Origin of the sequence: Kribbella albertanoniae, from assembly GCF_004348455.1 — a bacterium.
In the GTDB taxonomy this organism is placed as follows: Bacteria; Actinomycetota; Actinomycetes; order Propionibacteriales; family Kribbellaceae; genus Kribbella; species Kribbella albertanoniae.
The window spans coordinates 1-21,434 of the sequence record NZ_SMKA01000156.1 but is presented as its reverse complement, the minus strand read 5'-3'; the positions used below and the strand labels follow the sequence as shown (position 1 = coordinate 21,434).

Here is a 21,434-nt window from a genome sequence, read left to right as displayed (position 1 = left end):
GACAGTTGGTGATCAGGTCGGTGGCGAGCAGCGACGGGGCCGGGGCCGAGGTGGCGGACTGCAGGCAGATGCCGGCGGTACCGGACTCGCGGTGCACGAAGGTCGAGGTGATGTGGCCGGGCATGCCGCCGTCGTGGCCGACGAAGAGGTTGTCGCCGCGGCGGAAGAGCATGAAGCCGAGGCCGAAGGCGAGTTGCCAGCGGGCGGTGTCGGCCATGATCTGGACCTGGCACATCTCGTCCAGGGTGTCCTTGGACAGCACCTCGGAGACCGGGTTCGCGATGAACATCGCCCACTTCGCCAGGTCTTCCGCCGTACTGGCGAGACCGCCGCAGGCCGCCATCGCCTTGATGTCCAGCAGCGGTTCACGGACCGGTACGTCGGAGAACGGCGGCACGTAGTAGCCGGTCGCGGCCGGACCGCCGTCCATCCCGACCGTCGTCCGGCGCATCTCCAGCGGATCGAGGATCCGGGCCTTGATCGCGTCGTACCAGGGCTTGCCGTCGAGGCGGGCGACGACCTCGCCGAGCAGCGAGTAGACCAGGTTCGAGTAGTGGAACCGGTGGTGCGGTTTGCCGATGCGGTCGGCGTCGTTCCAGCCCGCGACGAGTTCTTCACGGTCGGGGAACTTCATCAGGTCCCAGACGTCACCGACCGGCTCGCGCTGCATGCCGCTGGCATGGCTGAGCATCTGCCGCAGGGTGACGCCACCGTGCTTGCTCTCCGGAACGTGCGTCTCAAGCGGGTCGTCCAGGCTGAGCTTGCCCTCGTCGCGCAGCGCGAGGATGGCGACCGCCGTGAGCGTCTTGCTCTGGGAGGCGATCAGGAACTGCGAGTCCGCGGTCGGCGGCACTCCCGGGGTGTCCAGATCGGCGGAGCCCGCGCCGTGCGACCAGACCAGCGACCCGGCGCGGGCGACAGCGCCCACCACTCCGGGGACGCGGCCGGTGGACTGGCGGTCGGCGACAAGTCGGGTCAGGGCGGTTTGCGTCGGTGCGGCGAGTTCGGTCACGACAGTCGACAATAAGCGAGCGAGATGACAAAAGGCAGAGCCCCCGGCCTGCCGAGTATGCAAGGCTGGTTGTGTGCGCATAGCGGTGCTCGGTCCTCTCGCGATGTGGGCGGCCGACGGGACTCCGCTCGACGTCCGTGGTGTTCGCCTGCGCGGACTGCTCGCGCGGCTCGCGCTGAGTGCGGGGAAGCCGGTCAGCGTCGAGACGCTCGTCGACGGCCTGTGGGGGACGGCGGCGCCCAGTGCCAACGCGCTGCAGTCGCTGGTGTCCCGGTTGCGGTCGAGCCTTCCGGCGACCGAGTCGAGCATCTCCATCCAGTCCGGCCCGGCCGGCTACACGCTGACCATCGGTGCAGACTGTGTCGACGCCCAGCAGTTCGAAGACCTGGTACGGCGTGGCCGCGCGCTGCTCGGGTCTGATCCGGAGCAGGCATACACACTGCTCACCCAGGCCGACAAACTCTGGCGGGGCGAGGCCCTCGCCGACCTGCGCGACCTCCCGTTCGCGGCGATCGAAGCGGACCGTCTGACTGAGCTCCGGCTCGGTGCGGCTGAGGACCTGGCCGAGGCCGCGGTCAGCTGCGGCCGGGCCCGCGACCTGATCACCGAGCTCGAGCACCTCGCGGCCACCCACCCGCTCCGCGAACGCCTCCACGAGCTGCTGATCCGCGCCCTGTACGCCGATGGCCGCCAAGCCGAGGCACTGTCGGCGTACGAGCGTGTCCGTACGACGCTCGCCGACGAGCTCGGCGCGGATCCGGGCGCGCGGCTGCGGGAGGTTCATGTCGCGGTTCTGCGCGGTGATGCGGTCGATCCGGTCGCGGTCTCGACTCCCGCGCCGAAGCTGTCCGGGCCGCGGAGCAATCTGCGCGCCCCGCTCACCAGCTTCGTCGGTCGCCGTGAGGACGTCGCCGAACTCAGCCGGCTGCTGAGCAACGGCACCCGACTGGTCACCATGGTCGGCCCCGGCGGCGCCGGGAAGACCCGGTTGGCGACCGAGACCGGCCGGACCCTGGTGGAGCAGAGCGGTGACGGCATCTGGTTCGTTGAGCTTGCGCCACTCGGCGACGCGGCCGACGTTGCCCCCGCCGTACTGTCCGCGTTGGGCGCCAGCGAGTACGTCGATCTGACGCCACCGTCGAGTCTCGTACCCAAGCAGATGCGGGCGAGCCGGGCCGCGACCGATCGGCTGGTCGAGGTGATCGCGGACCGCCGCGTCCTGCTCGTCCTCGACAACTGCGAGCACTTGGTCCTGGAGGTCGCCGGCCTGGTCGACTCGCTGCTCGCGGCCTGCCCGCGGTTGCGGGTGCTGACCACAAGTCGCGAACCGCTCAGCATCCTCGGCGAGCACCTGCACCAGGTCGGGCCACTGGGACTGCCACCCGAAGACGCATCGACCGACGAGTATCCGGCCATGCAGCTGTTCGTCGACCGGGCTCGCGCCGTACGACCGGACTTCGCCTTGACCGACGCGAATCGTGCCGCCGTCGCCGAGATCTGCCGACGGCTCGACGGTATGCCGCTGGCGATCGAGCTCGCCGCGGCCCGGCTGCGCGCACTCACTCCGGAGCTGATCGTGGATCGGCTTGCGGACCGGTTCCGCTTGCTGACCAGCGGTTCGCGGACGGCCTTGCCCCGGCACCAGACCTTGCGCGCGGTCGTCGAGTGGAGCTGGGATCTCCTCGATGCCGACGAGCAGGCAGTGGCTCGCCGGCTCTCACTGTTCTCCGGCGGAGCCTCGCTGGATGCCGCCGAGCAGGTCTGCAGCGACGACGACTTACCGTCGGAGGCGGTGCTCGGCGTACTGGCTTCACTTGTCGACAAATCGCTTGTCGAAGCGGTCGCCGGTGAGCGGTCGGTGCGGTACCGGATGCTCGAGACAGTTCGCGCGTACGGCGCTGAGCAGCTCGCGGCCGCTGGTGAGCGAGATCGGTTCCGGAAGGCGCACACCGAATACTTCCAGCGGTTGTTGCGGAAGGCCTGGCCGAACCTTCGGACCCGATCGCAGGTCGAGTGGATCGCCCGGCTGAAGGCGGACCACGACAACCTGACCGACGCACTGCGCAGTGCGATCGACTCCGGTTCGGCGCGGGCCGCGGTGCAGATGGTGTCCGTGCTCGCCGAGCTCTGGAACATGAGCGGCCGCCCGTCCGAGGCCGTCGGCTGGATGCGCGCAGCGCTCGCCGTACCAGGGCCGAGTGTGCCGGTCGAGCGCGCGATGACGCTGATGATGCTTGCCTTCGGCACCATGTCGACCGAGGAGGACTCGGCGGCGATGATCCCCAAGGCGATGCGCTGCCTGGCCGAGGTCCGGCTGCTGTCGCGGAAGCACGCGTCCGTCACCGACTCGGCCGTCGGCCGGTTCACCAACGCGATGTGGGCAGCGCTCCGGCGGGACACCTCGGCGGCGTTCCTCGAGCTCGAAGCAGCGCGTGATCATACGGATCCGTGGACCCGGCACATGGCCGCGCTGCTGCTCGCGATGTTCCGCGACAACGAGGGCGAACCCGTTCAGATGGACGCCGATCTGGGCGTCGCACTCGCGGGGTTCCGCGAGCTCGGTGACCGCTGGGGTACGTCGATGGCGCTGCGTGGAATGGCCAGTCTGCAATCCGCTCGCGGTGATCACGAGGGTGCGCTGGCCTCGCTCGAGGAGTCGATGAGTCTGTTCGAGGAGCTCGGCGCCACCGAGGGGATCGGGCAGCTGCTCGGTTCGGCGGCGATCAGCCGGCTCGAGCTCGGTGATCTCGAGGGAGCCCGGGCAGTTCAGCAGCAGGCACTCCGGATCGCCGAGGAGAACGGCTCCCGCGAGGGCGAGGCGATGTCGCTGTTCGGCTTCTCCCGGATCGAGCTACGGGCCGGTCGGCTCGACGAAGCGAAGGAGCTGATCGAGCGCGCTCGGGCGATGCTCAGCGAGAACTACGAGCAACTGGCACCGCACGGTACGGCGATGCTGATGGCGCAGTCCGGCCGGGTCGATCTGCGGCGGGGTGACCTCGAATCGGCCCGGGCGTTGAACCGGGAGGCGGTCGCGATCGGAATGTCCAGCTCGGATATGCCGATCACCGCGACGATCGTCGAGACCACGGCCGAGGTCGACCTCGCGTTCGGCGAGGCGGAGCTCGGCGCGCGCACGCTCGGTCTCTCGGCGGCTCTGCGCGGGATGCGCACCGTGCCGGACGGCGACGTCCGCGCCGTCATCGAGCAGCTGCGTGAGGCGCTCGGTGACGACGCGTTCGAGACCGCGTACGGCGCTGGTGCGGCGATGACGCGCGATGACGCCCTCGCCGAACTGCGCAAGCGGTTCAGCTCGTCATGAGCTGAACCGCCAGCTCCTGCAGGGATTTCTGCACCTTCTGCTCGGGCGGCCGCGGGTCGGCGAGCATCCAGTCGTAGATGACCGCGTTCACCGCCCCGAAGAAACTCAGACCGACGAACCGGAAGTCCCGGCGCTCGATCTCACCCTTGGCCGCCGCGCTCTCGCCGAGGTCACGCACACCCGCGATCAGCAGATCCCGGAACGCGATCCGCTGCTCCTCGACGGCCGGGCTGGTCCCGACCACCTCGACGAACGAGATCCGCGCTCGGCGCAGATCGGCCATGATGGTTTTCAGATAGCTGTCGACCGCTGCCGTGATCCGTTCCTTCACCGGCCGGCCGTCGGTCCGCCGGATCGCGTCGCCGGTGTTCCGCACCGTCAGCTCGATCACCTGCGCGTGCACCGCGAGCAGCACGGCTTCCTTGTTCTGGAACTCGTGGTAGAAGTGCCGCGTGGACACTTTCGCCTGTGTGCACAGGCGTTCCACCGATGTCGCCGGATACCCTTCGGTCCCGAACAACTCCACCGCGGCGGCCAGTAATCGCTCCCGGCGCGCTGCCTTCCACTCCTCGACCGATCGCCCGGAATAACGGCGTACGGAGGGTTCCCTCATCACACCTCTTGTCGCTACCCCGTGCCAGATCCCGGACATCCTATCCACCCTTCGGCGGGACAGGAACCGGCACGGGGTCCGACGTCAGTTCATCGACTCGTAGCCGGTCCCACCGTCGAGCAGTTCCCGGACGATGTCGAGGTGTCCGAGGTGCCGCGCGGTCTCCTCGATGAGGTGACACAGCACGTACCGCACCGAGGCCTGACCGCTGTCCCGCACGACCGCACGCTCGACATCACCGAGGTCCATCGCCGCGACGACGGCGTTCGATCGCGCGTTCTCCGCCTCGTACTCGTCGAGCAACTGCGCCAGCGGTACGTCGTCCACCAGCATCTCGGCATCGGGGTGGCCATCCGGTGTCCACGGGGTCTGCCCGGTGTCTGGAACCCCGGCCAAATTCTGCTGGAACCAGCTGTATTCGACCCACCGCAAATGCGCGACCAGGCTGGCAACATTCGTCAATGGGGAAGTAGGAAGCACCACGCGATGCGCGTCCACCTCACTCAGCCCCTCACACTTCACCCGCACCAGCGAGCGAAGGTGGTCGAGCCAGCCGACGAGCTGAGTGCGCTCGTCACCGGTCAAGGGTGGTCTCATGCAGTCTCCTCAAGTTTGGTGTAGCCGGTACGGCCATCGATCAGTTCACGAATGATGTCGAGGTGCCCGACATGGCGGGCGGTCTCCTCGATCAGGTGGCAGAGCACGTACCGCAACGAGGCGGGCTCGCCGTTCCCGGTGCCCTGTTCGAGCGCGTCGAGCGAGAGGTTGGCGATCGCTTCGTTGGAGCGTGCACACTCCGCGTCGTACTCGTCGAGAAGTTGGGCGATCGGTACGTCGTCGACCAGCATCTCGGCATCGGGATGCCCGCCCTCGGTCCACGGGGTCTGACCGGTGTCGGGGACACCGAGCACGGAGAGCTGGAACCAGGAGTACTCGTTCCAGCGCAGGTGGGCGACGAGGCCGGCCGGTGTCATCAGTGGTGACGTCGGAACAACGTTGCGGTGGGCATCTTCTTCGGACAGCCCGGTGCATTTCATCCGGACGAAGGAACGCTGGTGATCGAGCCATCCGATCAACTGGTCGCGCTCAGGTGCGGTCAAAGCCGGACGCGGTACTTCGGTCATGCGAAAGCTCCTGTAACTGGGAGCCACCCGACCTCAACCGCGGGCACGGCGGACGGGCAGCGCGACGGTTCGGCACAACATCGCACTCACCTCCTTCCGCGTAGGGCAGCACCGTACAACGCGGCGCGGTCCACCCGCGAAGGATTATTCGAGGCGGACCTGTGCCACTCACCAAGTGGCTTCGGCGGGGGTTTTCGACCGGCTGCTGAGCGTGGCGGCGGGGGCGCTCAGCGAGTTGGTCAGTGGGGGCGGTCCGCGTAATGGCAAGCTGGGGGACACAGCGCCCGCCTGCGTGAAGGGGTTCGACGTGGATCCACGGTTTGACCGGCCGCTGTACACGCGTGCCGAGGTGGCGCTGCATCTGGGGCTGCCTGCGACGACGCTCGGCGACTGGTTGCGGTCGGGGGCGCTGGCGGCCGGTTCGGGTGGGCGTGGGGAGCCGACGATCACCTTCGCCGGGCTGGTCGAAACCCACATGCTGCGGCAGCTTCGGCGTACTGGGTTGTCGCTGCAGGCGATCGGCGAGGCCGCCGTGGCGCTGCGGTCGCGAGCCGGCCGGCAGTACCCGCTGGCCTGGGCCGGGCTTGCGCATGACGGTCGCGATCTGTTGATCGAGATCGCCGCTGAAGGGCGTGAAGCCGGTTGGGAACGCATCCGCGACAGCCAGGGCGGACTGCCTGGCGTCCTGCGCCGAGGCTCGGCGGCGATCGGCTGGTCCGACGACGGGTACGCCGCCACCCTGCGCCTCGTCATCTACCACGACATCGACGTCATCGTGGATCCGTCGCAGTCCCGCGGTCAGCCCGTCATCGCCGGCTCCGGCATCCGGGTCGAGGACGTCCTCGACCGCATTCGCACGGGAGCGTCGTACCGGGAGATCGCCAGTAAGTTCGACCTCGAGGACTTCGAGGTGGAGGCGCTCGTCCGTCCGCACATCCGGCCGCCGGCCTTCCGTAGATCTCCCTCGGCCGAACCCCAGGATCCGCTGATCTAGCGATACAGCGTCTATCGGTACAGCGCGAGTGCTCCAGTCAATGAGTCGACGGCCTGCCGCGGACCGTGGATCGCGAGCCCGAGGTACTCGACGTCCTCCGGCTTGGTGCCGGCCAAAGTGTCGCTGAACTGCTGGTACGTCCTGGCCTGTTGAGCGATCTGGTTCATGTCATGCACGATCACGTCGTCGCGGGCCGCGGCCTGCGCCCGCAGTTCGTGCAGTCGTTCGGCCGTCGCCTTCAGCACCGGGATCGGGTACGCCGACATGCCGGTGTGCGGGTTCCCGCCGGCGTCCACGGTGTCGGGGCCGACCGTTTCGTCGTGCCGGTGACCCAGACCGACCCCGAGTAGTGCAGCGGTATTGAGGGCGACCCCGATCGGGGCATCGGTCGAGATCACGACCACGATCTTGTTCGTCAGCACTGCGCGAATCTAACCCGACGTACAAGGGTTCACTTGCTCAGCCGAATATCGTTCGGTGGATCTGCGAAAATCGTGGCCATGGACGAACTTGATACGGCGTTGCTGCGGATCCTGCAGAACGATGCCCGCCGCACCAACCGCGACATGGCTGCCGACCTCGGCATCGCCCCGTCCACCTGCCTGGAACGCATCCGCACCCTCCGCGAGCGCGGGGTGATCAGCGGCTACCACGCCGCCGTCGACCTGAAGGCGATCGACCGTGCGATGCAGGCGATCATCTCGATCAAACTGCGGCCGCAGGCGATGGCCGTCGCGACCGCCTTCCAGGACTACGTGATGCAGCTCCCGCAGACCCTCGACATGTTCATGGTCTCCGGCGCCTCCGACTTCCTCGCCCACGTCGCCGTCAAGGACGCCCAAGCACTCCGCGACCTGGTCCTCGACCTCGCCAAACGCCAAGAGATCGCCGACATCCGCAGCTCAGTGGTCTTCGAACACCACCACCGAACCACGGTCCTCCCGCTCTGAGGTCAGCGGTTGTCTTTGATGCGTTTGGCTTTGCCTAGTGAACGTTCGAGGGCGTGGGGGTCGAGGATCTCGACGGTGGCGGTGACGCCGACGCGGTCCTTGATCCGGCGGGACAGTACGGCGGCCGCGGTGGCTCGGTCGGTGAGGTCGGGGGCTGCTTCGACCTGGACGGTGAGTTCGTCCATCCGGCCGGGGCGGGTGAGGACGCAGAGGTAGTGCGGGGTGAGGCCTTCGACGAGCAGGATCTGTTCTTCGATCTGGGTGGGGAAGACGTTTACGCCGCGGACGATCATCATGTCGTCGGTACGGCCGGTGATCTTCTCCATCCGGCGCATGCCCGGCCGCGCCGTACCGGGGAGGAGGCGGGTCAGGTCGCGGGTGCGGTAGCGGATGACCGGGAAGGCTTGTTTGGTCAGGGTGGTGAAAACCAGCTCGCCCTCGGAGCCGTCGGGCAGGACTTCGCCGGTCACCGGGTCGATGATCTCCGGGTAGAAGTGGTCCTCCCAGATGTGCAGGCCGTCCTTGGACTCGACGCATTCCTGCGCGACACCTGGGCCCATCACCTCGGACAGTCCGTAGATGTCGACCGCGTGCATGCCGGTGCGTTGCTCGACCTCGGTGCGCATCTGTTCGGTCCACGGTTCGGCGCCGAAGATGCCGATCCGCAGCTGGGTGTCGTGCGGATCCAGGCCGCGGCGTTCCATCTCGTCGATGATCGCGAGGAAGTACGACGGGGTGACCATGATGATCCGGGCGCCGAAGTCGCGGATCAGGTCGACCTGCCGCTCGGTCATCCCACCCGAGACCGGTACGACGGTGCAGCCGAGCCGCTCGGCGCCGTAGTGCGCACCGAGCCCTCCCGTGAACAGGCCGTAGCCGTAGGCAACGTGACAGATATCGCCGGCCCGACCACCGGCGGCGCGGATCGACCGGGCCATCAGGTCGGCCCAGGTATCGATGTCCTGCTTGGTGTAGCCGACGACTGTCGGGCGTCCCGTCGTCCCCGACGAGGCGTGCACCCGCGCAACCTCGGACTGCGGCACGGCGAACATTCCGAACGGATAGTTGTCCCGCAGATCCTTCTTGCCGGTGAACGGTAGCCGGCTCAGATCGGACAACTCCCGCAGATCACCGGGCGCGAACCCAGCCTCGTCCAGCGCCTTGCGATAGTGCGGCACCTTCTCGTACGCCGTACTGATCGTTGCCTGCAGCAATGACAGCTGACGGGACCGGAGCTCGTCGACGGACAGCCGCTCGCCGGCATCCAGCAACTCCTCGGGGCACGCATCACCGAGCATCTTCAGTACTCCCGCGATCAGGGCCGAGCGAGCAGGGTCGCGATGCCCTGCCCGACGCCGATACACATGGTGGCGAGCGCGTACCCGGCGTCGCGGTGGCGAAGCTCCAGGGCGGCGGTGAGGGCGAGGCGGGCGCCGGACATCCCGAGAGGGTGACCCAGGGCGATGGCGCCGCCGTTCGGGTTGACGTGCTCGGCGTCGTCGGGGAGGCCGAGCTCACGCAGGACTGCCAACGACTGCGAGGCGAAGGCCTCGTTCAGTTCGATCGCGCCGAGATCGGACAGCGCGACACCGGTCCGGTCGAGCAGCCTGCGGGTGGCGGGCGCAGGCCCGATTCCCATGATCCGAGGCGGTACGCCGGCCGTCGCGGTAGCGACGATCCGGGCCAGCGGCGTGACGCCGAGCCGCTCGACCATCTCGCCGCTCATCACCAGCAGGGCGGCCGCGCCGTCGTTCACACCGGACGCATTGCCCGCGGTGACCGTGCCACCGTCCCGGAACGGCGTTCTGAGTCCGGCCAGCGCTTCGAGGGTCGTCTCGCGCGGGTGCTCGTCAGTGTCGACGACGGTCACCGCGCGACGCTTGCCCGGAATCTCGACCGGCACGATCTCCTCGGCCAGCCGGCCGTTCGCCTGGGCCTTGGCCGCGCGCTGCTGACTGCGCAGGGCGAACAGATCCTGGTCCTCGCGGGAGATGTTGTAGTCGGCGGCAACGTTCTCCGCGGTCTCCGGCATCGAGTCGATCCCGTACTGCGCCTGCAGCACCGGGTTCACGAAGCGCCAGCCGATCGTGGTGTCGAACACCTCGGCCTGCCGGGAGAACGCAGTAGTTGCCTTAGGCATCACAAAAGGTGCCCGCGACATCGACTCGACGCCACCCGCGATCAGTACGTCGTTGTCCCCGGCAATGATCGAACGAGCGGCGTACGCCAGTGCGTCCAGACCGGACCCGCAGAGCCGGTTGATCGTCGTACCGGGAACCTCCACCGGCAGACCGGCCAGCAGCACGGCCATCCGGGCCACGTCGCGGTTGTCCTCGCCGGCCTGGTTCGCGCAGCCGAGCACGACATCGTCGATCAGCGCGGGCTCGAGAGTGGCGTGCCGGCCGAGCAGGGCGCGGATCGCGTGCGCGGCCAGATCATCCGGGCGGACGGTCGCGAGCGCGCCGCCGTACCGGCCGATCGGCGTCCGGACTCCGTCGACCAAGAACGCCTCGCGCGTCATGAGGCCCCCTTTCTGGACTGAGGAACGTAGGGAGCGCAGCGACTGGAGAGACGAGGGAAGAAAGGGAACCAGGCCTCATGACCCGCCGCGCGGAGCGCGGCAATGTGCACCGTCATGCCTGCTCCTCAAGGATTGTTCCGGACAGTTGGCGGCTGCGACCGCGGAACTCGGCGATCACGTCATCGCCACGCCGCACTGTCACGTCGTAGATGGCGTTCCGGCCGAAGCTCGTGCGCTCGGCCGCTGTAGCGACAAGCACGTCACCGCGGCGGGCGGGGGCGACGAAGACGATGTCGCACGCCTGGGCGACGGTGACCTTGTTCCGGGAGTTGCAGGCGAACGCGAACGCCGAGTCAGCGAGGCTGAACACGAAGCCGCCGTGCGCGATCCCGTGCCCGTTCACCATGTCGTCCCGCACCGGCATCTCGACCGACGCCGTACCGTCCCCGACGGCTACCAGCCGCATGCCCAAACCGGCGGAGGCGGTGTCTTCCGCCCACATCGCCGCCGCCACGCGGCTCGCCAAGTCGCCCATGCCAGATTGCCCCTTCGGGTGAGGGTTTGTGACACTCTAGCCCCGATTACGTCAATGACTGTAACATCGCCACCATGACCGATCTGCTGGCTGCTCATCGTGACCGTCTCGACGCCGCTCTGACCGCGATCCGCAGTCGCGGCTACCACTCCGCGTTCCCGGAGTCCCCCAGTCCGCGGGTGTACGGCGAGACCGCGGCAGCCGACGGCCAGGCCGCCTTCGAGGCCCACCTCGGTACGGCGTACGCCGTGGAGACCCCCGGGGCTCGCGGCACCGTGGTCACCGAGGAGTCGCCGTTCGGGATCAAGCTCGACGTGTCGTACCCGCGGACGGTCGAGGCCGGTCTGGACGAGCTGCTCGAGGCGTCGCGCAAGGGACTGACCGCCTGGCGCAATGCTGGGGTCGACGGCCGGACCGGCGTGGTCCTGGAGATCCTGGACCGGCTGCACAAGCGCGTGTTCGAGCTGGCCAACGCCGTACAGCACACCAGCGGTCAGGCGTTCGTGATGGCCTTCCAGGCCGGTGGCGCGCATGCGCTGGACCGCGCGCTGGAGGCGGTCGCCTATGCGCACGAGGAGATGAGCCGCTACCCGGCCGAGGCGCTCTGGGAGAAGCCGGCCAAGGGCGACCCGATCCGGATGCAGAAGAACTTCACTGTCACCGGCCGCGGCGTCGCGCTGGTGATCGGCTGCAACACCTTCCCGACCTGGAACTCCTGGCCCGGGCTGTTCGCCTCGCTGGTGACCGGCAACGCGGTCGTCGTGAAGCCGCACCCGCTCGCAGTGCTTCCGCTGGCGATCACCGTCGAGGTCTGCCGTGAGGTGCTCGGCGAGGCCGGCCTCGACCCGAACCTGGTCACCCTCGCCGTCGAGAAGGCCGGTGATGGCCTGGCCAAGCCGCTGGCCACCCGGCCTGAGGTGAAGTTGATCGACTTCACTGGTGGCAGCGAGTTCGGCGACTGGCTGGAGCAGAACGCGACGCAGGCGAGTGTCTTCACCGAGAAGGCCGGCGTGAACGCGGTCATCATCGACTCCACCGACGCCTTCAAAGCCCTGACCGGGAACCTGGCCTTCACGCTCGCCCTGTACTCCGGTCAGATGTGCACCACGACCCAGAACCTCTTCATCCCGGCCGGCGGCATCGAGACCGACGAGGGACACAAGTCGTTCGAGGAGGTCGGTGCCGGGATCGCTGGCGCGATGGGCAAGCTCCTCGGCGACGACGCCCGCGCGGTCGAGATCCTCGGCGGCATCGTCAACCACGCCGTGATCAGCCGCCTCGAGCTGGCCGGCGAGTACGGCGAGGTCGTGCTGGAGTCCCGGGAGATCAAGCACCCGGCCTTCCCGGATGCGGTCGTCCGGACGCCGCTGCTGGTCGCGCTCGAGGCCAAGGACAGCGACGTGTACGGGCGGGAGTGCTTCGGGCCGGTGTCGTTCCTGGTGAAGACCGCGGACACCAAGGAGTCGATCGAGCTGTTCCGGCAGACCGTCACCGAGGGCGGCGCGATGACCGCGGGGATCTACTCGACCGACGCCGGTGTCCTCGACCAGGCCCGCGAGGCCGCACTCGACTCCGGGGTCGCGCTGTCGGAGAACCTGACCGGCCCGGTTTTCGTGAACCAGTCGGCTGCGTTCAGTGACTTTCACGGCACCGGAGCCAACCCGGCGGCGAATTCGACGTACACCGACGGCGCATACGTTGCGAGTCGCTTCCGGGTCATTCAGTCTAGGCGTCATGCCTGACGCTGTCGCTGCCCCGTCCTTGAATGCCCAGACCCTGCAGGAAGCTCTTGCCTACTATGACCGTTGGTTGGCGTTCAATCAGCGCTACCAACGGGTGCCCGGAATCCAGACCGCGGTGTACGCCGACGACGGGGTCGCGTTCTCCGCGGCCTACGGGCTGGCGGACGTCGAGAACGCCGTACCGCTGACCGAGCAGCACCTGTTCCGGATCGCGTCCCACTCGAAGACCTTCACCGCGGTGGCGATCTTCCAGCTGGTCGAGCAGGGGCGGGTGCGGCTCGATGACACGGCTGCGCAGCACGTCACCGAGCTGGTCGGCACGCCGCTCGGTGAGCGCACGGTGCGCGAGCTGCTGGCGCACTCGGGTGGCGTGACGCGGGACAGCGGCGAGGCGGACTGGTGGCAGTTGGCGACCAACTTCCCGGACCGGGACCAGTTGCTCGCCGTACTGCGGGAGTCGCGTTCGGCGGTGTTGCCCGAGAACGATCGCTTCAAGTACTCGAATATCGGCTACGGCCTGCTCGGACTCATCGTCGAGTCCGCGGCCGGTACGTCGTACAACGCGTTCGTGCAGACCGGGATCGTCGACAAGCTCGGGCTGACCGGGCTCGGGCCGGAGCTGGATCCGGCCCGGCTCGGCGAGTACTCAGGTGGGTACAGCGCCCTCTCGTACGCCGAGACGCGCGTGCCGATCGAGCATGTGGACACCCGGGCGCTGGCCGCCGCGACCGGCTTCTTCGGGAACGCGCGTGATCTGGTCACCTACTTCTCCGCGCATCTTCCCGGTGACGACCGGTTGCTGTCGGACCGCTCGAAGCGTGAGATGCAGCATCCGCTCTGGAAGACGGCCAAGGACGACGGAACGCGGTACGGGCTCGGTCTGCAGGTGACGAAGATCGGCGACCGGGACTACTTCGGGCACGCCGGCGGCTACCCGGGGCACATCACCAAGACCTTCGTGGACGGCTCCCGCCGGCTCGCGGTCTCCGTGCTGACCAACGCCATCGACGGCCCGGCCGCCCAGCTCGCCGAGGCTGGCCTGAAGCTGATCGACCTCGCCACGTCGAAGGACCGCGGGGACGCAACCGGCCTGGATCGCTTCGTCGGCCGCTACGCGAACCTGTGGGGAGTCACCGACTTCGCCGTCCTCGGCGGCCGCCTGTACACGATCGACCCCACTGCCACCGACCCGGCCAATGAGCCCCAGCCGCTCGAGGTCGACGGCGACGCGCTGCGCGTCACCGGTGGATCCGGCTATGGCTCGTACGGCGAGTCGTACGGGTTCACGTTCGGTCCGGACGGCACAGTCGAGTCGGTCCGCGGTTCCAGCGGCCTCCTCATGCACCCCGTCGATCGGTTTGCCCTTCCGGAGCGGGTTACCGTCAAGGAGTGACGATCCATGGCGACCACCCGTTCCTGCCGCCCGAGTCCGAGCGCAGTCCGGTACGACGGCTGCGCGGGCGGCTGCCGTCACCGGTCGGACTCTGGACGACGTCGTACGGCGGGAAGCGCGCGGGGCTGACCGTTTCGTCGATGCTGATCGCGGACGGGGAGCCCGCGTTCGTGATCGGGCTGCTCGATCCGGACTCGGACCTGTGGGAAATGTTGCACAAGGCAAAGACCGCCGTGGTGGCCCTGCTCGGCGAACCGCATCAGCAACTGGCCGACGCCTTCGGTTACGTGGCTCCCGCGCCAGGCGGGCCGTTCCGGATGCTCGAGTGGACCGACACCGACTGGGGCCCGGCCCCGGTCGGCGTCACCGCCTGGGCCGGTTGCACCCTCGCCACCCCCGACCCGCCTGAGGTCGGCTGGGCACTCCAGGTCCAGTTGCAGATCGCTCACGTGGAGCTGGCGGCGGACGACGTACCGGCGATTGTCCACCGCCGAGGCCGCTACTTCACTGTCTGACTCCGGATCCGGTCCGCCTGCTGATCCTGCATCTGCTCGCCCTGCACCAGGAAGCGGTGGATCGTGTCCAGCTCGGCGCGGGTGTAGCGGGACAACAGCGCAGTCCCGGCGGGCAGAACGGGGCCGTACACCTGCTCCAGGTGCCGCTCGGCCAGCGGCGTTGTGGTGACCAGAACCCGGCGCCGATCGGCGTCGTCCCTCGTGCGGACGGCGTACCCGGCATCCTCCAGCCGCTCGATGGCGGCAGTCGTCGCCGCCTCGCGATGGTCACCACCGCTGCTCTGCCCGGTTGGCTGAAGCCGGCCAACCGGCTGCTGAAGGCGCTGTCCCGGCTCGGTCTGCAGCTCGGCACGATCCACGTGTTGAGCGTCCCGGGGCGGACGAGTGGCCGGCTCCGCGCCACGCCGGTCTCACCGCTCACCGTGGCCGGGCAGCGATACCTGGTCAGTCCGCTGCCGACTTCGGACTGGGTACGCAACGCCCAGGCGGCCGGCTGGGGCATGCTGGCCGCCGGACGCCGGAGTCGCCGGGTCACGCTGGAAGAGGTGACCGATCCGGTGCTCCGCGAGGACGTGCTGCGGAGGTTTCCGGTCGAGGTGCCGCACGGGGTTCCCTTCTTCATCCGCGTCGGTGCCGTCGCCAGCGCGGACCCCGACGAGTTCGCCGCGGCCGCACCAGGGTGCGTGGTGTTTCTCGTAGTGTGAGGTCATGCGAGCTACCACGATCCACGCGCCGTACGACATCCAGCTCAGCGACGTTCCGGACCCCCGGATCGACGGGCCGACCGACGCGCTCGTGCGGGTCGTTGCCTCGTGCATCTGTGGGTCGGACCTGTGGCCGTATCGGGGTGAGAACAAGATCAGGCCGGGCAGCCGGATCGGCCACGAGTTCGTCGGGATCGTCGAGGAGGTCGGCGCCGAGGTCCGGACTGTCAAACCGGGTGACTTCGTGATCGCGCCGTTCGTGGTCAGCGACGGCACGTGCGCGCACTGCCGGGCCGGCTTCCAGACCGCCTGCGAGAACCTGGTCGGGTACGGCAGCAAGCAGGCCGACGGCGGTCAGGGGGAGTACGTGAAGCTTCCGTACGCCGATGGCACGCTGGTCGCGACTCCGGAACTGCCCGACGAGTCGATGATCCCGTCGCTGCTCACGCTGTCCGACGTGATGGGGACCGGCTGGCACGCCGCCCGATCGGCTCGGGTGAAGGCCGGCGACACGGTGGTCGTGGTCGGCGACGGTGCGGTCGGGCTCTCCGGCGTACTGGCTGCGGCGCGGATGGGCGCCGAGCGGGTGATCGCCCTGTCGCGGCACGAGTCGCGGCAGCAGTTGGCGGTCGAGTTCGGTGCCACGGACATCGTTTCGGAACGCGGGGACGAGGCGCGGGACGCCGTACTGGCGCTGACCGGTGGGGTCGGGGCGGACGCCGTACTGGAGTGTGTCGGGACCGGGCAGTCGATGGAGACCGCGTTCGACGTCGCGCGGGCCGGTGCCACGGTCGGGTTCGTCGGCGTACCGCACGGGGTCGAGGTCCCGATCGGGACGATGTTCCGGCGCAATGTCGGGCTGGCCGGTGGGATGGCGCCGGTCCGGGCGTACCTGCCGGAGCTGATGGCCGACGTACTGGCCGGGGAGATCAACCCCGGGAAGGTCTTCGATCTGGACCTGCCGCTGGCCGAGGTCGCGGACGGCTACAAGGCGATGCACGAGCGCCGGGCGATCAAGGTCCTGCTCCGCCCGTAACTCTCGGTCGCCACTCAACAACACACAAAACCGCGCGGAACCGATCGAATGTGCTCGCTCTCATCGCAGTTGTGCGATGCGATGACGGTTGCGCAACGCGCTCGCGCGCAGCGTTGACACCGGGGTACCTGGTGCCCAGAGTGGGGCGGTGTCAAGGGGGCATCGTTGTCAACGGCGGCGCCACAACTGCTTGATCGGAGAGTGGAAAATGCGTGGTGGTCTGAGCAAGACCTTCGCGGTGCTGGGTGCGGCGGGTCTTCTCGCAGTGAGCGCCTGCGGCAACAGCGACGACGGCGGCGGCAGCGGGGACACCGCCACCAAGGACGTCACCGTCTTCACCTGGTGGGCCGACGGCGGCGAGAAGGCCGGTCTGGACGGCCTGGTGTCGGTGTTCAAGACCGACTGCAAGGACTACAACTTCGTCAACTCGGCGGTCGCCGGTGGCGCCGGCGCGAACGCCAAGCAGGTGCTGGCCAACGACCTGCAGGCGGGTAAGCCGCCGTCCACCTTCCAGGCGCACGCGGGTGCGGAGCTGAAGGACTACATCAACGCCGGTCAGGTCGACGACGTGAGCGGGCTGTACAAGGACTTCGGTCTGGACAAGGCCTTCCCGCAGAACCTGATCGACCAGCTGACGGTCGATGGCAAGATCTACTCGATCCCGGCCAACGTGCACCGCGCCAACGTCGTGTGGACCAACCCCGACGTCCTGAAGAAGGCGAGTATCGACGCCACCAAGGCGCCGGCCACCGTCGACGCCTGGATCGCGGACCTGACCAAGCTGAAGAACGCCGGGGTCAAGGCGCCGCTGGCCGTCTCCAAGGGCTTCGCCCAGGAGATGCTGGTCGAGGCCGTGCTGCTCGGCGAGCTGGGCACCGACACCTTCAACGGGCTGTGGGACGGCAAGACCGACTGGGCCGGTGCGAACGTGACCGCCGCCCTGAACAAGTACAAGACCCTGTTGAGCTTCACCAACGTCGACCGCGAGTCGATCGACTGGTCGGACGCCCTGGGCTACGTGAACAAGGGCCAGGCCGGTTACACGCTGATGGGTGACTGGGTCGCCGCGCAGCAGCTGGCCGACAAGGTGCCGGACTCGAAGTACACCTACTGGCCGTCGCCGGGGAGCGCGGGCACGTTCCAGTTCCTGGCGGACTCGTTCACGCTGCCGACCAACGGGCAGAACCCCGAAGGCACCAAGTGCTGGCTGAAGACCGTCGGCTCGGCCGAGGGCCAGAAGGCGTTCAACACCAAGAAGGGCTCGATCCCGGCCCGCTCGGACGCGAACGCGGCGGACTACCCGAAGTACCAGCAGACCGCGATGGCCGACTGGAAGAAGGACAAGATCGCGGGCTCCTGCGCCCACGGCTCGGCCTGCTCCGCCGGTCAGAACAACGACATCCTGTCCGCGCTGAGCCAGTTCAGCGGTGCCCAGGACGTCGCGAAGCTGCAGACCGCCTTCGGCACCGCGATGAAGACGAGCTGATGCGAATCGAGTTGTCGACCGGCTCCGAGACGGTGGGCTGAGCATGTACGGACGAATCCGGACCTGGGGCCCTGGCGCCCTGGTGCTGTTGCCGACCGTGCTGCTGCTCGGGTACTTCGTCTACGGGCTGATCGCGTGGTCGTTCAACACGTCGCTGACGGATCGGCACACGGCCCGCAAGGGCCCGGCCGATTACGTCGGCTTCGAGAACTACGCGAATCTGTTCGGTGAGGAACGGTTCCTCAACTCGCTGAAGAACCTCGGCGTGCTCACGGTGGCGTTCATCGTGGGCACGCTGATCTTCGGCCTGCTCTGGGCGCTGCTGCTGGAGAAGGGCGTCCCGGGCGAGAGCATCTTCCGGTCGGTCTTCCTGTTCCCGATGGCGGTCTCGATGATCGCCTCGGGTGTGGTGTGGAGCTGGTTGCTGAACCCGTCCCAGGGTGACGACGCGCGCGGCCTGAACCGGCTGTTCTCGATCCTGCACCTGAACTTCCTGGAGAATCCCTGGTGGACCGCCGGCAGCCGGTGGACCACGATGGCCTCGATCGCGCTCCCGGCGGTCTGGCAGTTGTCCGGCTACATCATGGCGCTGTTCCTGGCCGGCTTCCGGGGGATCCCGGGCGAGCTGCGCGAGGCGGCCCGGGTGGACGGCGCCTCGGAGTTCAAGCTCTACCGGCACGTGCTGTTCCCGCAGCTGTCCCCGATCGCGCTGTCGGCGCTGATCATCCTCGGGCACATGTCGCTGAAACTGTTCGACCTGATCTACGCGATCACCGGGCCGAACCAGTTCCGGACCGAGGTTCCAGCGGTCTACATGTGGAACACCTTGTTACGCAGTGACCAGGCCAAGGCGGCAGCCATCGCGATCGTGCTGCTCGCGGTGGTCGCAGTACTGGTGATTCCGTACGTCGCCTATACCGTCCGGCAGGAGGCCGAAGAGTGAGCGCCGCAGATGCGACCGGTTCGGCCGCGGCCGCGATCCGTCGCAAGCCGAGGGTCGCGGACGGTTCCACTCGCAAGAGCCGGACCGTGCGCTACATCCTGCTGATCCTGTTCCTGCTGTTCGTGCTCACCCCCGTGTACGTCGTGGTGATCACCAGCTTCAAGACCTCGGCCGACACCACCGCCGCCGCGCAGTGGTCGTTGCCGGAGACCTGGACGCTGGAGCCGTGGCGCAAGGCGTGGGAGGTGCTGCAGCCGTACATGATCCGCTCGCTCACGCTGGCGGTCCCGGCCGCGATCATCGCCTCGCTGATCGGCTCCGCGAACGGGTTCGTGCTGGCCCGCTGGCGGTTCCCGGGCGCGAACCTGGTGTTCGCGTTCATCCTGTTCGGGATGTTCATCCCCTACCAGGCGGTGATGCTGCCGCTCCGTACGACGTTCAACGAACTGGACGTCACCCGGGGAGTGCCGACGCTGATCATCGCGCACTGCATCTACGGCATCCCGATCTGCACGCTGATCTTCCGGAACTACTACGCGACCGTCGTCCCGATGGAGATCATCGAGTCGGCCCGGGTGGACGGCGCCGGCCTGATCCAGACCTACGCGCGGATCATCCTGCCGATCTCGATCTCCGGTTTCGTGGTGACGCTGATCTGGCAGTTCACCTCGGTCTGGAACGACTTCCTGTTCGCCCTGTTCCTCACCCAGCAGAACAACGGCCCGGTGACACTCGGGCTCGCGGCGCTGTCGGGCGGCCAGAAGGTCGACTACGCAGCCAGTATGGCGGGCGCCCTGATCACGTCGTTCCCGACGCTGATCGTCTACATCGTGCTCGGCCGCTGGTTCATCGGCGGCCTGATGGCCGGAGCCCTCAAGGGCTGAGTTGTTTCCTGGTGACGGCCCGTACATCTTGTACGGGCCGTTGCCTTGTGCTCACGGCGTGTTCAGATAGTTGTCCACAGGGACGCGCGCACTGGACTGCGGTGGGCGGGGCGTGGGCGGTAACCTCACGAAGGTGACCAAGTCACCGCGAGGGCGAGACGGACGGCGCAATCACCTGCGCCTCGTCGATTCGAACCCCGATCCCACTCAGGCACCCCAGGCAGGCGTCGACGTCGACACCACGCCGAGTGTCGCCGTGCTCGAAACCCTGCTGGAGACGCTGACCCTCGACCTGGCCGCCGCCCCGCGCAGCCTGCACCCGGTGATCGCCGAGGCCTCGGTGGCCCGGTCCGCCGCGATGCTCGCCGACCAGCTCTGGCCGGCCGGACGCCCGGACGAGATCGGTGAGGTCGAGCGGTTCTTCTGGGCCGACGCCGCGCGGGTTCTCGGCGAACGGCGTGACCCCGAGTCCTTCCAGCTGCTCACCTCACTGGCCCGGACTGTCGGTCCCGCTGGGCGGCTGCCCCTGCAACGTGCACACCTGTCCCGGTTACGCACCGAGGACGAGGTGCCGGACTGGGTGACCCGGATCGCCGGCTTCCGGCTCACCAGCGCGATCGTCTCCGAGGACATCACCGGCGACGGGCTGAGCGTCGTACTGGATTATGACGACGAGCAGCATCCGCACACCGTCGTGGTCTTCATCGACAACAACATCGGCGCGATCGTCAAGGACGTCTTCGTCGGCCCGCCCGTCGACCGCGTTCTGGACGCCTACCAGCGCGGCGGCCGGGTCACGATCCGTACCGTCCGCCCCGCGACCGCGGCCGGCATCATCCTGCAGGCACTCGGCGAGACCAACGATTTCGACGACCCGCCGGTGACCGAGGACTTCGAGTTCTTCTCGGCCCTGCTGGTGAATCGCCTGACTCAGTTGCCCGAGCGCCCTATCCGGCCACCGATCCGCCCCCTGCTCTCCCCGCGCCAACGCGACCAACTCGTCGACGGCTTCCTCGAGTCCACGTTCGCCGCCGGCCTCCCCGAAGACGCGGCCGACATCGTCCGCCTCTGGATCGACCACGCCGTCGACCACACCGTCGGCGGTCCGCTGCGAGTGAGCGCCGTACTGGTCGAGCTCTTCCTGGCCCACTGGCTACCCCGCAAGGTCCTTGCCGACAGCACCTACTTCGCCGCCGTACCGGCCGTCGTCAAGTCCTGGCTGGGCTACGCCGGCGACCGCACCCAGCTGGCCCACGACGTCATCGAAGAAGCCGTCGACGCCGTAGACGTCTGGACGCCGGCCCTGGAAGCCGCCGCCATCATCGACCCCGTGGGCGAACGAGTCTTCCTCGACGACACCACCAGTGACCTGGAAGACGCCTACCGAGCCCTCTCCGGCCTGGGTTCCCCACCCCAACCAGACCTCCAAGGCCTCGACAAGTCCCAGGCAGCCACCCTCTCCGTCCTGGCCCCCCACGCCTGGCTCATGGCCGGCGAAACCCTAGGCACCGCCTACGCGCCCGACGCCTTCGACATCGCCGAACGCCTCGTCCGAGAAGCCCCCGACCTGCTAGCCAAAGCCCGCCTCTCCACCTGGCCCCGAGCGATCGTCTGGCTCCTGGCCCACCGCCACCGCCTGGTAGGCCCCGGCGAACCCCTAACC

General features: G+C 68.2%; 21 protein-coding genes. 12 read left to right on the top strand and 9 right to left on the bottom strand.

Annotation, left to right across the window (positions count from 1 at the left end; translation table 11 throughout):
* The coding region (locus E1261_RS27740; protein WP_132411559.1) for a serine hydrolase domain-containing protein at positions 1-1,012 on the bottom strand (1,012 nt) is incomplete at its 3' end.
* 73 nt (positions 1,013-1,085) lie between these two features.
* Here E1261_RS27740 and E1261_RS27735 point away from each other — a divergent pair.
* Positions 1,086-4,331 (top strand): AfsR/SARP family transcriptional regulator, encoded by a 3,246-nt coding sequence (locus tag E1261_RS27735; RefSeq protein ID WP_132411557.1) that lies wholly within the window; start codon positions 1,086-1,088, stop codon positions 4,329-4,331.
* On the opposite strand, the gene E1261_RS27730 is transcribed toward E1261_RS27735, so the two are convergent.
* The 3 genes from E1261_RS27730 to E1261_RS27720 all read right to left on the bottom strand — a co-directional run bounded on the left by E1261_RS27730 (position 4,318) and on the right by E1261_RS27720 (position 6,068).
* Positions 4,318-4,944 carry a TetR/AcrR family transcriptional regulator gene (locus tag E1261_RS27730; RefSeq protein ID WP_132411555.1) on the bottom strand — a complete coding sequence of 209 codons (627 nt, stop codon included), beginning with the start codon at positions 4,942-4,944 and terminating at the stop codon, positions 4,318-4,320. The genes E1261_RS27735 and E1261_RS27730 overlap by 14 nt on opposite strands.
* 84 nt (positions 4,945-5,028) lie before the next feature.
* A complete protein-coding gene (locus E1261_RS27725; protein WP_132411553.1) occupies positions 5,029-5,541 on the bottom strand; it encodes a DinB family protein in 513 nt (170 codons plus the stop codon).
* The gene (locus E1261_RS27720) at positions 5,538-6,068 is read right to left on the bottom strand and encodes a DinB family protein (RefSeq protein WP_132411551.1); all 531 of its coding nucleotides are present in this window, start codon (positions 6,066-6,068) and stop codon (positions 5,538-5,540) included. Before E1261_RS27720 ends, E1261_RS27725 begins: the two co-directional genes overlap by 4 nt.
* A 307-nt stretch (positions 6,069-6,375) precedes the next feature.
* On the opposite strand from E1261_RS27720, the gene E1261_RS27715 reads away from it, so the two are divergent.
* On the top strand, positions 6,376-7,062 hold the full coding sequence (locus tag E1261_RS27715) for a DUF433 domain-containing protein (RefSeq protein ID WP_132411549.1): 687 nt from the start codon (positions 6,376-6,378) through the stop codon (positions 7,060-7,062).
* 11 nt (positions 7,063-7,073) lie between these two features.
* Here the strand turns inward: E1261_RS27715 and E1261_RS27710 are convergent, their stop codons facing one another.
* Positions 7,074-7,484 carry a DUF2000 domain-containing protein gene (locus E1261_RS27710; RefSeq protein WP_165952679.1) on the bottom strand — a complete coding sequence of 137 codons (411 nt, stop codon included), beginning with the start codon at positions 7,482-7,484 and terminating at the stop codon, positions 7,074-7,076.
* Between the two features lie 78 nt (positions 7,485-7,562).
* Between E1261_RS27710 and E1261_RS27705 the strand changes: the two genes are divergently transcribed.
* Positions 7,563-8,012 (top strand): Lrp/AsnC family transcriptional regulator, encoded by a 450-nt coding sequence (locus E1261_RS27705; RefSeq protein WP_132411545.1) that lies wholly within the window; start codon positions 7,563-7,565, stop codon positions 8,010-8,012.
* Positions 8,013-8,014: 2 nt separating this feature from the next.
* On the opposite strand, the gene paaK is transcribed toward E1261_RS27705, so the two are convergent.
* The 3 genes from paaK to paaI all read right to left on the bottom strand — a co-directional run bounded on the left by paaK (position 8,015) and on the right by paaI (position 11,068).
* Complete coding sequence (gene paaK / locus E1261_RS27700; protein WP_132411543.1) at positions 8,015-9,310, bottom strand: phenylacetate--CoA ligase PaaK; 1,296 nt, start codon at positions 9,308-9,310, stop codon at positions 8,015-8,017.
* Between the two features lie 17 nt (positions 9,311-9,327).
* A complete protein-coding gene (gene pcaF, locus E1261_RS27695) occupies positions 9,328-10,533 on the bottom strand; it encodes a 3-oxoadipyl-CoA thiolase (RefSeq protein ID WP_132411541.1) in 1,206 nt (401 codons plus the stop codon).
* A 112-nt stretch (positions 10,534-10,645) separates the two neighbouring features.
* On the bottom strand, positions 10,646-11,068 hold the full coding sequence (gene paaI, locus E1261_RS27690) for a hydroxyphenylacetyl-CoA thioesterase PaaI (RefSeq protein WP_132411539.1): 423 nt from the start codon (positions 11,066-11,068) through the stop codon (positions 10,646-10,648).
* A gap of 74 nt (positions 11,069-11,142) precedes the next feature.
* On the opposite strand from paaI, the gene paaN reads away from it, so the two are divergent.
* The 3 genes from paaN to E1261_RS27675 are packed head-to-tail and all read left to right on the top strand — an operon-like array spanning position 11,143 to position 14,718.
* Positions 11,143-12,810, top strand: coding sequence for a phenylacetic acid degradation protein PaaN (gene paaN, locus E1261_RS27685; RefSeq protein ID WP_132411537.1), 1,668 nt, complete (start codon positions 11,143-11,145; stop codon positions 12,808-12,810).
* The gene (locus tag E1261_RS27680) at positions 12,803-14,203 is read left to right on the top strand and encodes a serine hydrolase domain-containing protein (RefSeq protein WP_132411535.1); all 1,401 of its coding nucleotides are present in this window, start codon (positions 12,803-12,805) and stop codon (positions 14,201-14,203) included. The genes paaN and E1261_RS27680 overlap by 8 nt, the downstream gene beginning before the upstream one ends.
* Positions 14,200-14,718: a flavin reductase family protein gene (locus tag E1261_RS27675; protein ID WP_132411533.1), complete on the top strand. Its 519-nt coding sequence runs from the start codon at positions 14,200-14,202 to the stop codon at positions 14,716-14,718. Before E1261_RS27680 ends, E1261_RS27675 begins: the two co-directional genes overlap by 4 nt.
* Here the strand turns inward: E1261_RS27675 and E1261_RS46050 are convergent.
* The gene (locus E1261_RS46050) at positions 14,703-15,077 is read right to left on the bottom strand and encodes a hypothetical protein (RefSeq protein ID WP_202875072.1); all 375 of its coding nucleotides are present in this window, start codon (positions 15,075-15,077) and stop codon (positions 14,703-14,705) included. The two genes, E1261_RS27675 and E1261_RS46050, sit on opposite strands and share 16 nt — an antisense overlap.
* Positions 15,078-15,080: 3 nt before the next feature.
* On the opposite strand from E1261_RS46050, the gene E1261_RS27665 reads away from it, so the two are divergent.
* The 6 genes from E1261_RS27665 to E1261_RS27640 form a co-directional block, all read left to right on the top strand.
* Complete coding sequence (locus E1261_RS27665) at positions 15,081-15,422, top strand: deazaflavin-dependent nitroreductase (RefSeq protein WP_238176467.1); 342 nt, start codon at positions 15,081-15,083, stop codon at positions 15,420-15,422.
* A gap of 4 nt (positions 15,423-15,426) precedes the next feature.
* Entirely contained in the window at positions 15,427-16,458 is a 1,032-nt protein-coding gene (locus tag E1261_RS27660) for a zinc-dependent alcohol dehydrogenase family protein (protein ID WP_132411529.1), read from the top strand.
* A 208-nt stretch (positions 16,459-16,666) separates the two neighbouring features.
* Positions 16,667-17,944, top strand: a complete 1,278-nt coding sequence (locus tag E1261_RS27655) for an ABC transporter substrate-binding protein (protein WP_132411527.1) — start codon at positions 16,667-16,669, stop codon at positions 17,942-17,944.
* A gap of 43 nt (positions 17,945-17,987) precedes the next feature.
* Positions 17,988-18,887: a carbohydrate ABC transporter permease gene (locus tag E1261_RS27650; RefSeq protein ID WP_132411525.1), complete on the top strand. Its 900-nt coding sequence runs from the start codon at positions 17,988-17,990 to the stop codon at positions 18,885-18,887.
* Positions 18,884-19,771 carry a carbohydrate ABC transporter permease gene (locus E1261_RS27645; protein ID WP_202875070.1) on the top strand — a complete coding sequence of 296 codons (888 nt, stop codon included), beginning with the start codon at positions 18,884-18,886 and terminating at the stop codon, positions 19,769-19,771. Before E1261_RS27650 ends, E1261_RS27645 begins: the two co-directional genes overlap by 4 nt.
* Before the next feature lie 133 nt (positions 19,772-19,904).
* Positions 19,905-21,434, top strand: a 1,530-nt coding sequence (locus E1261_RS27640) for a hypothetical protein (RefSeq protein ID WP_238176466.1), incomplete at its 3' end; no start/stop codon positions are given.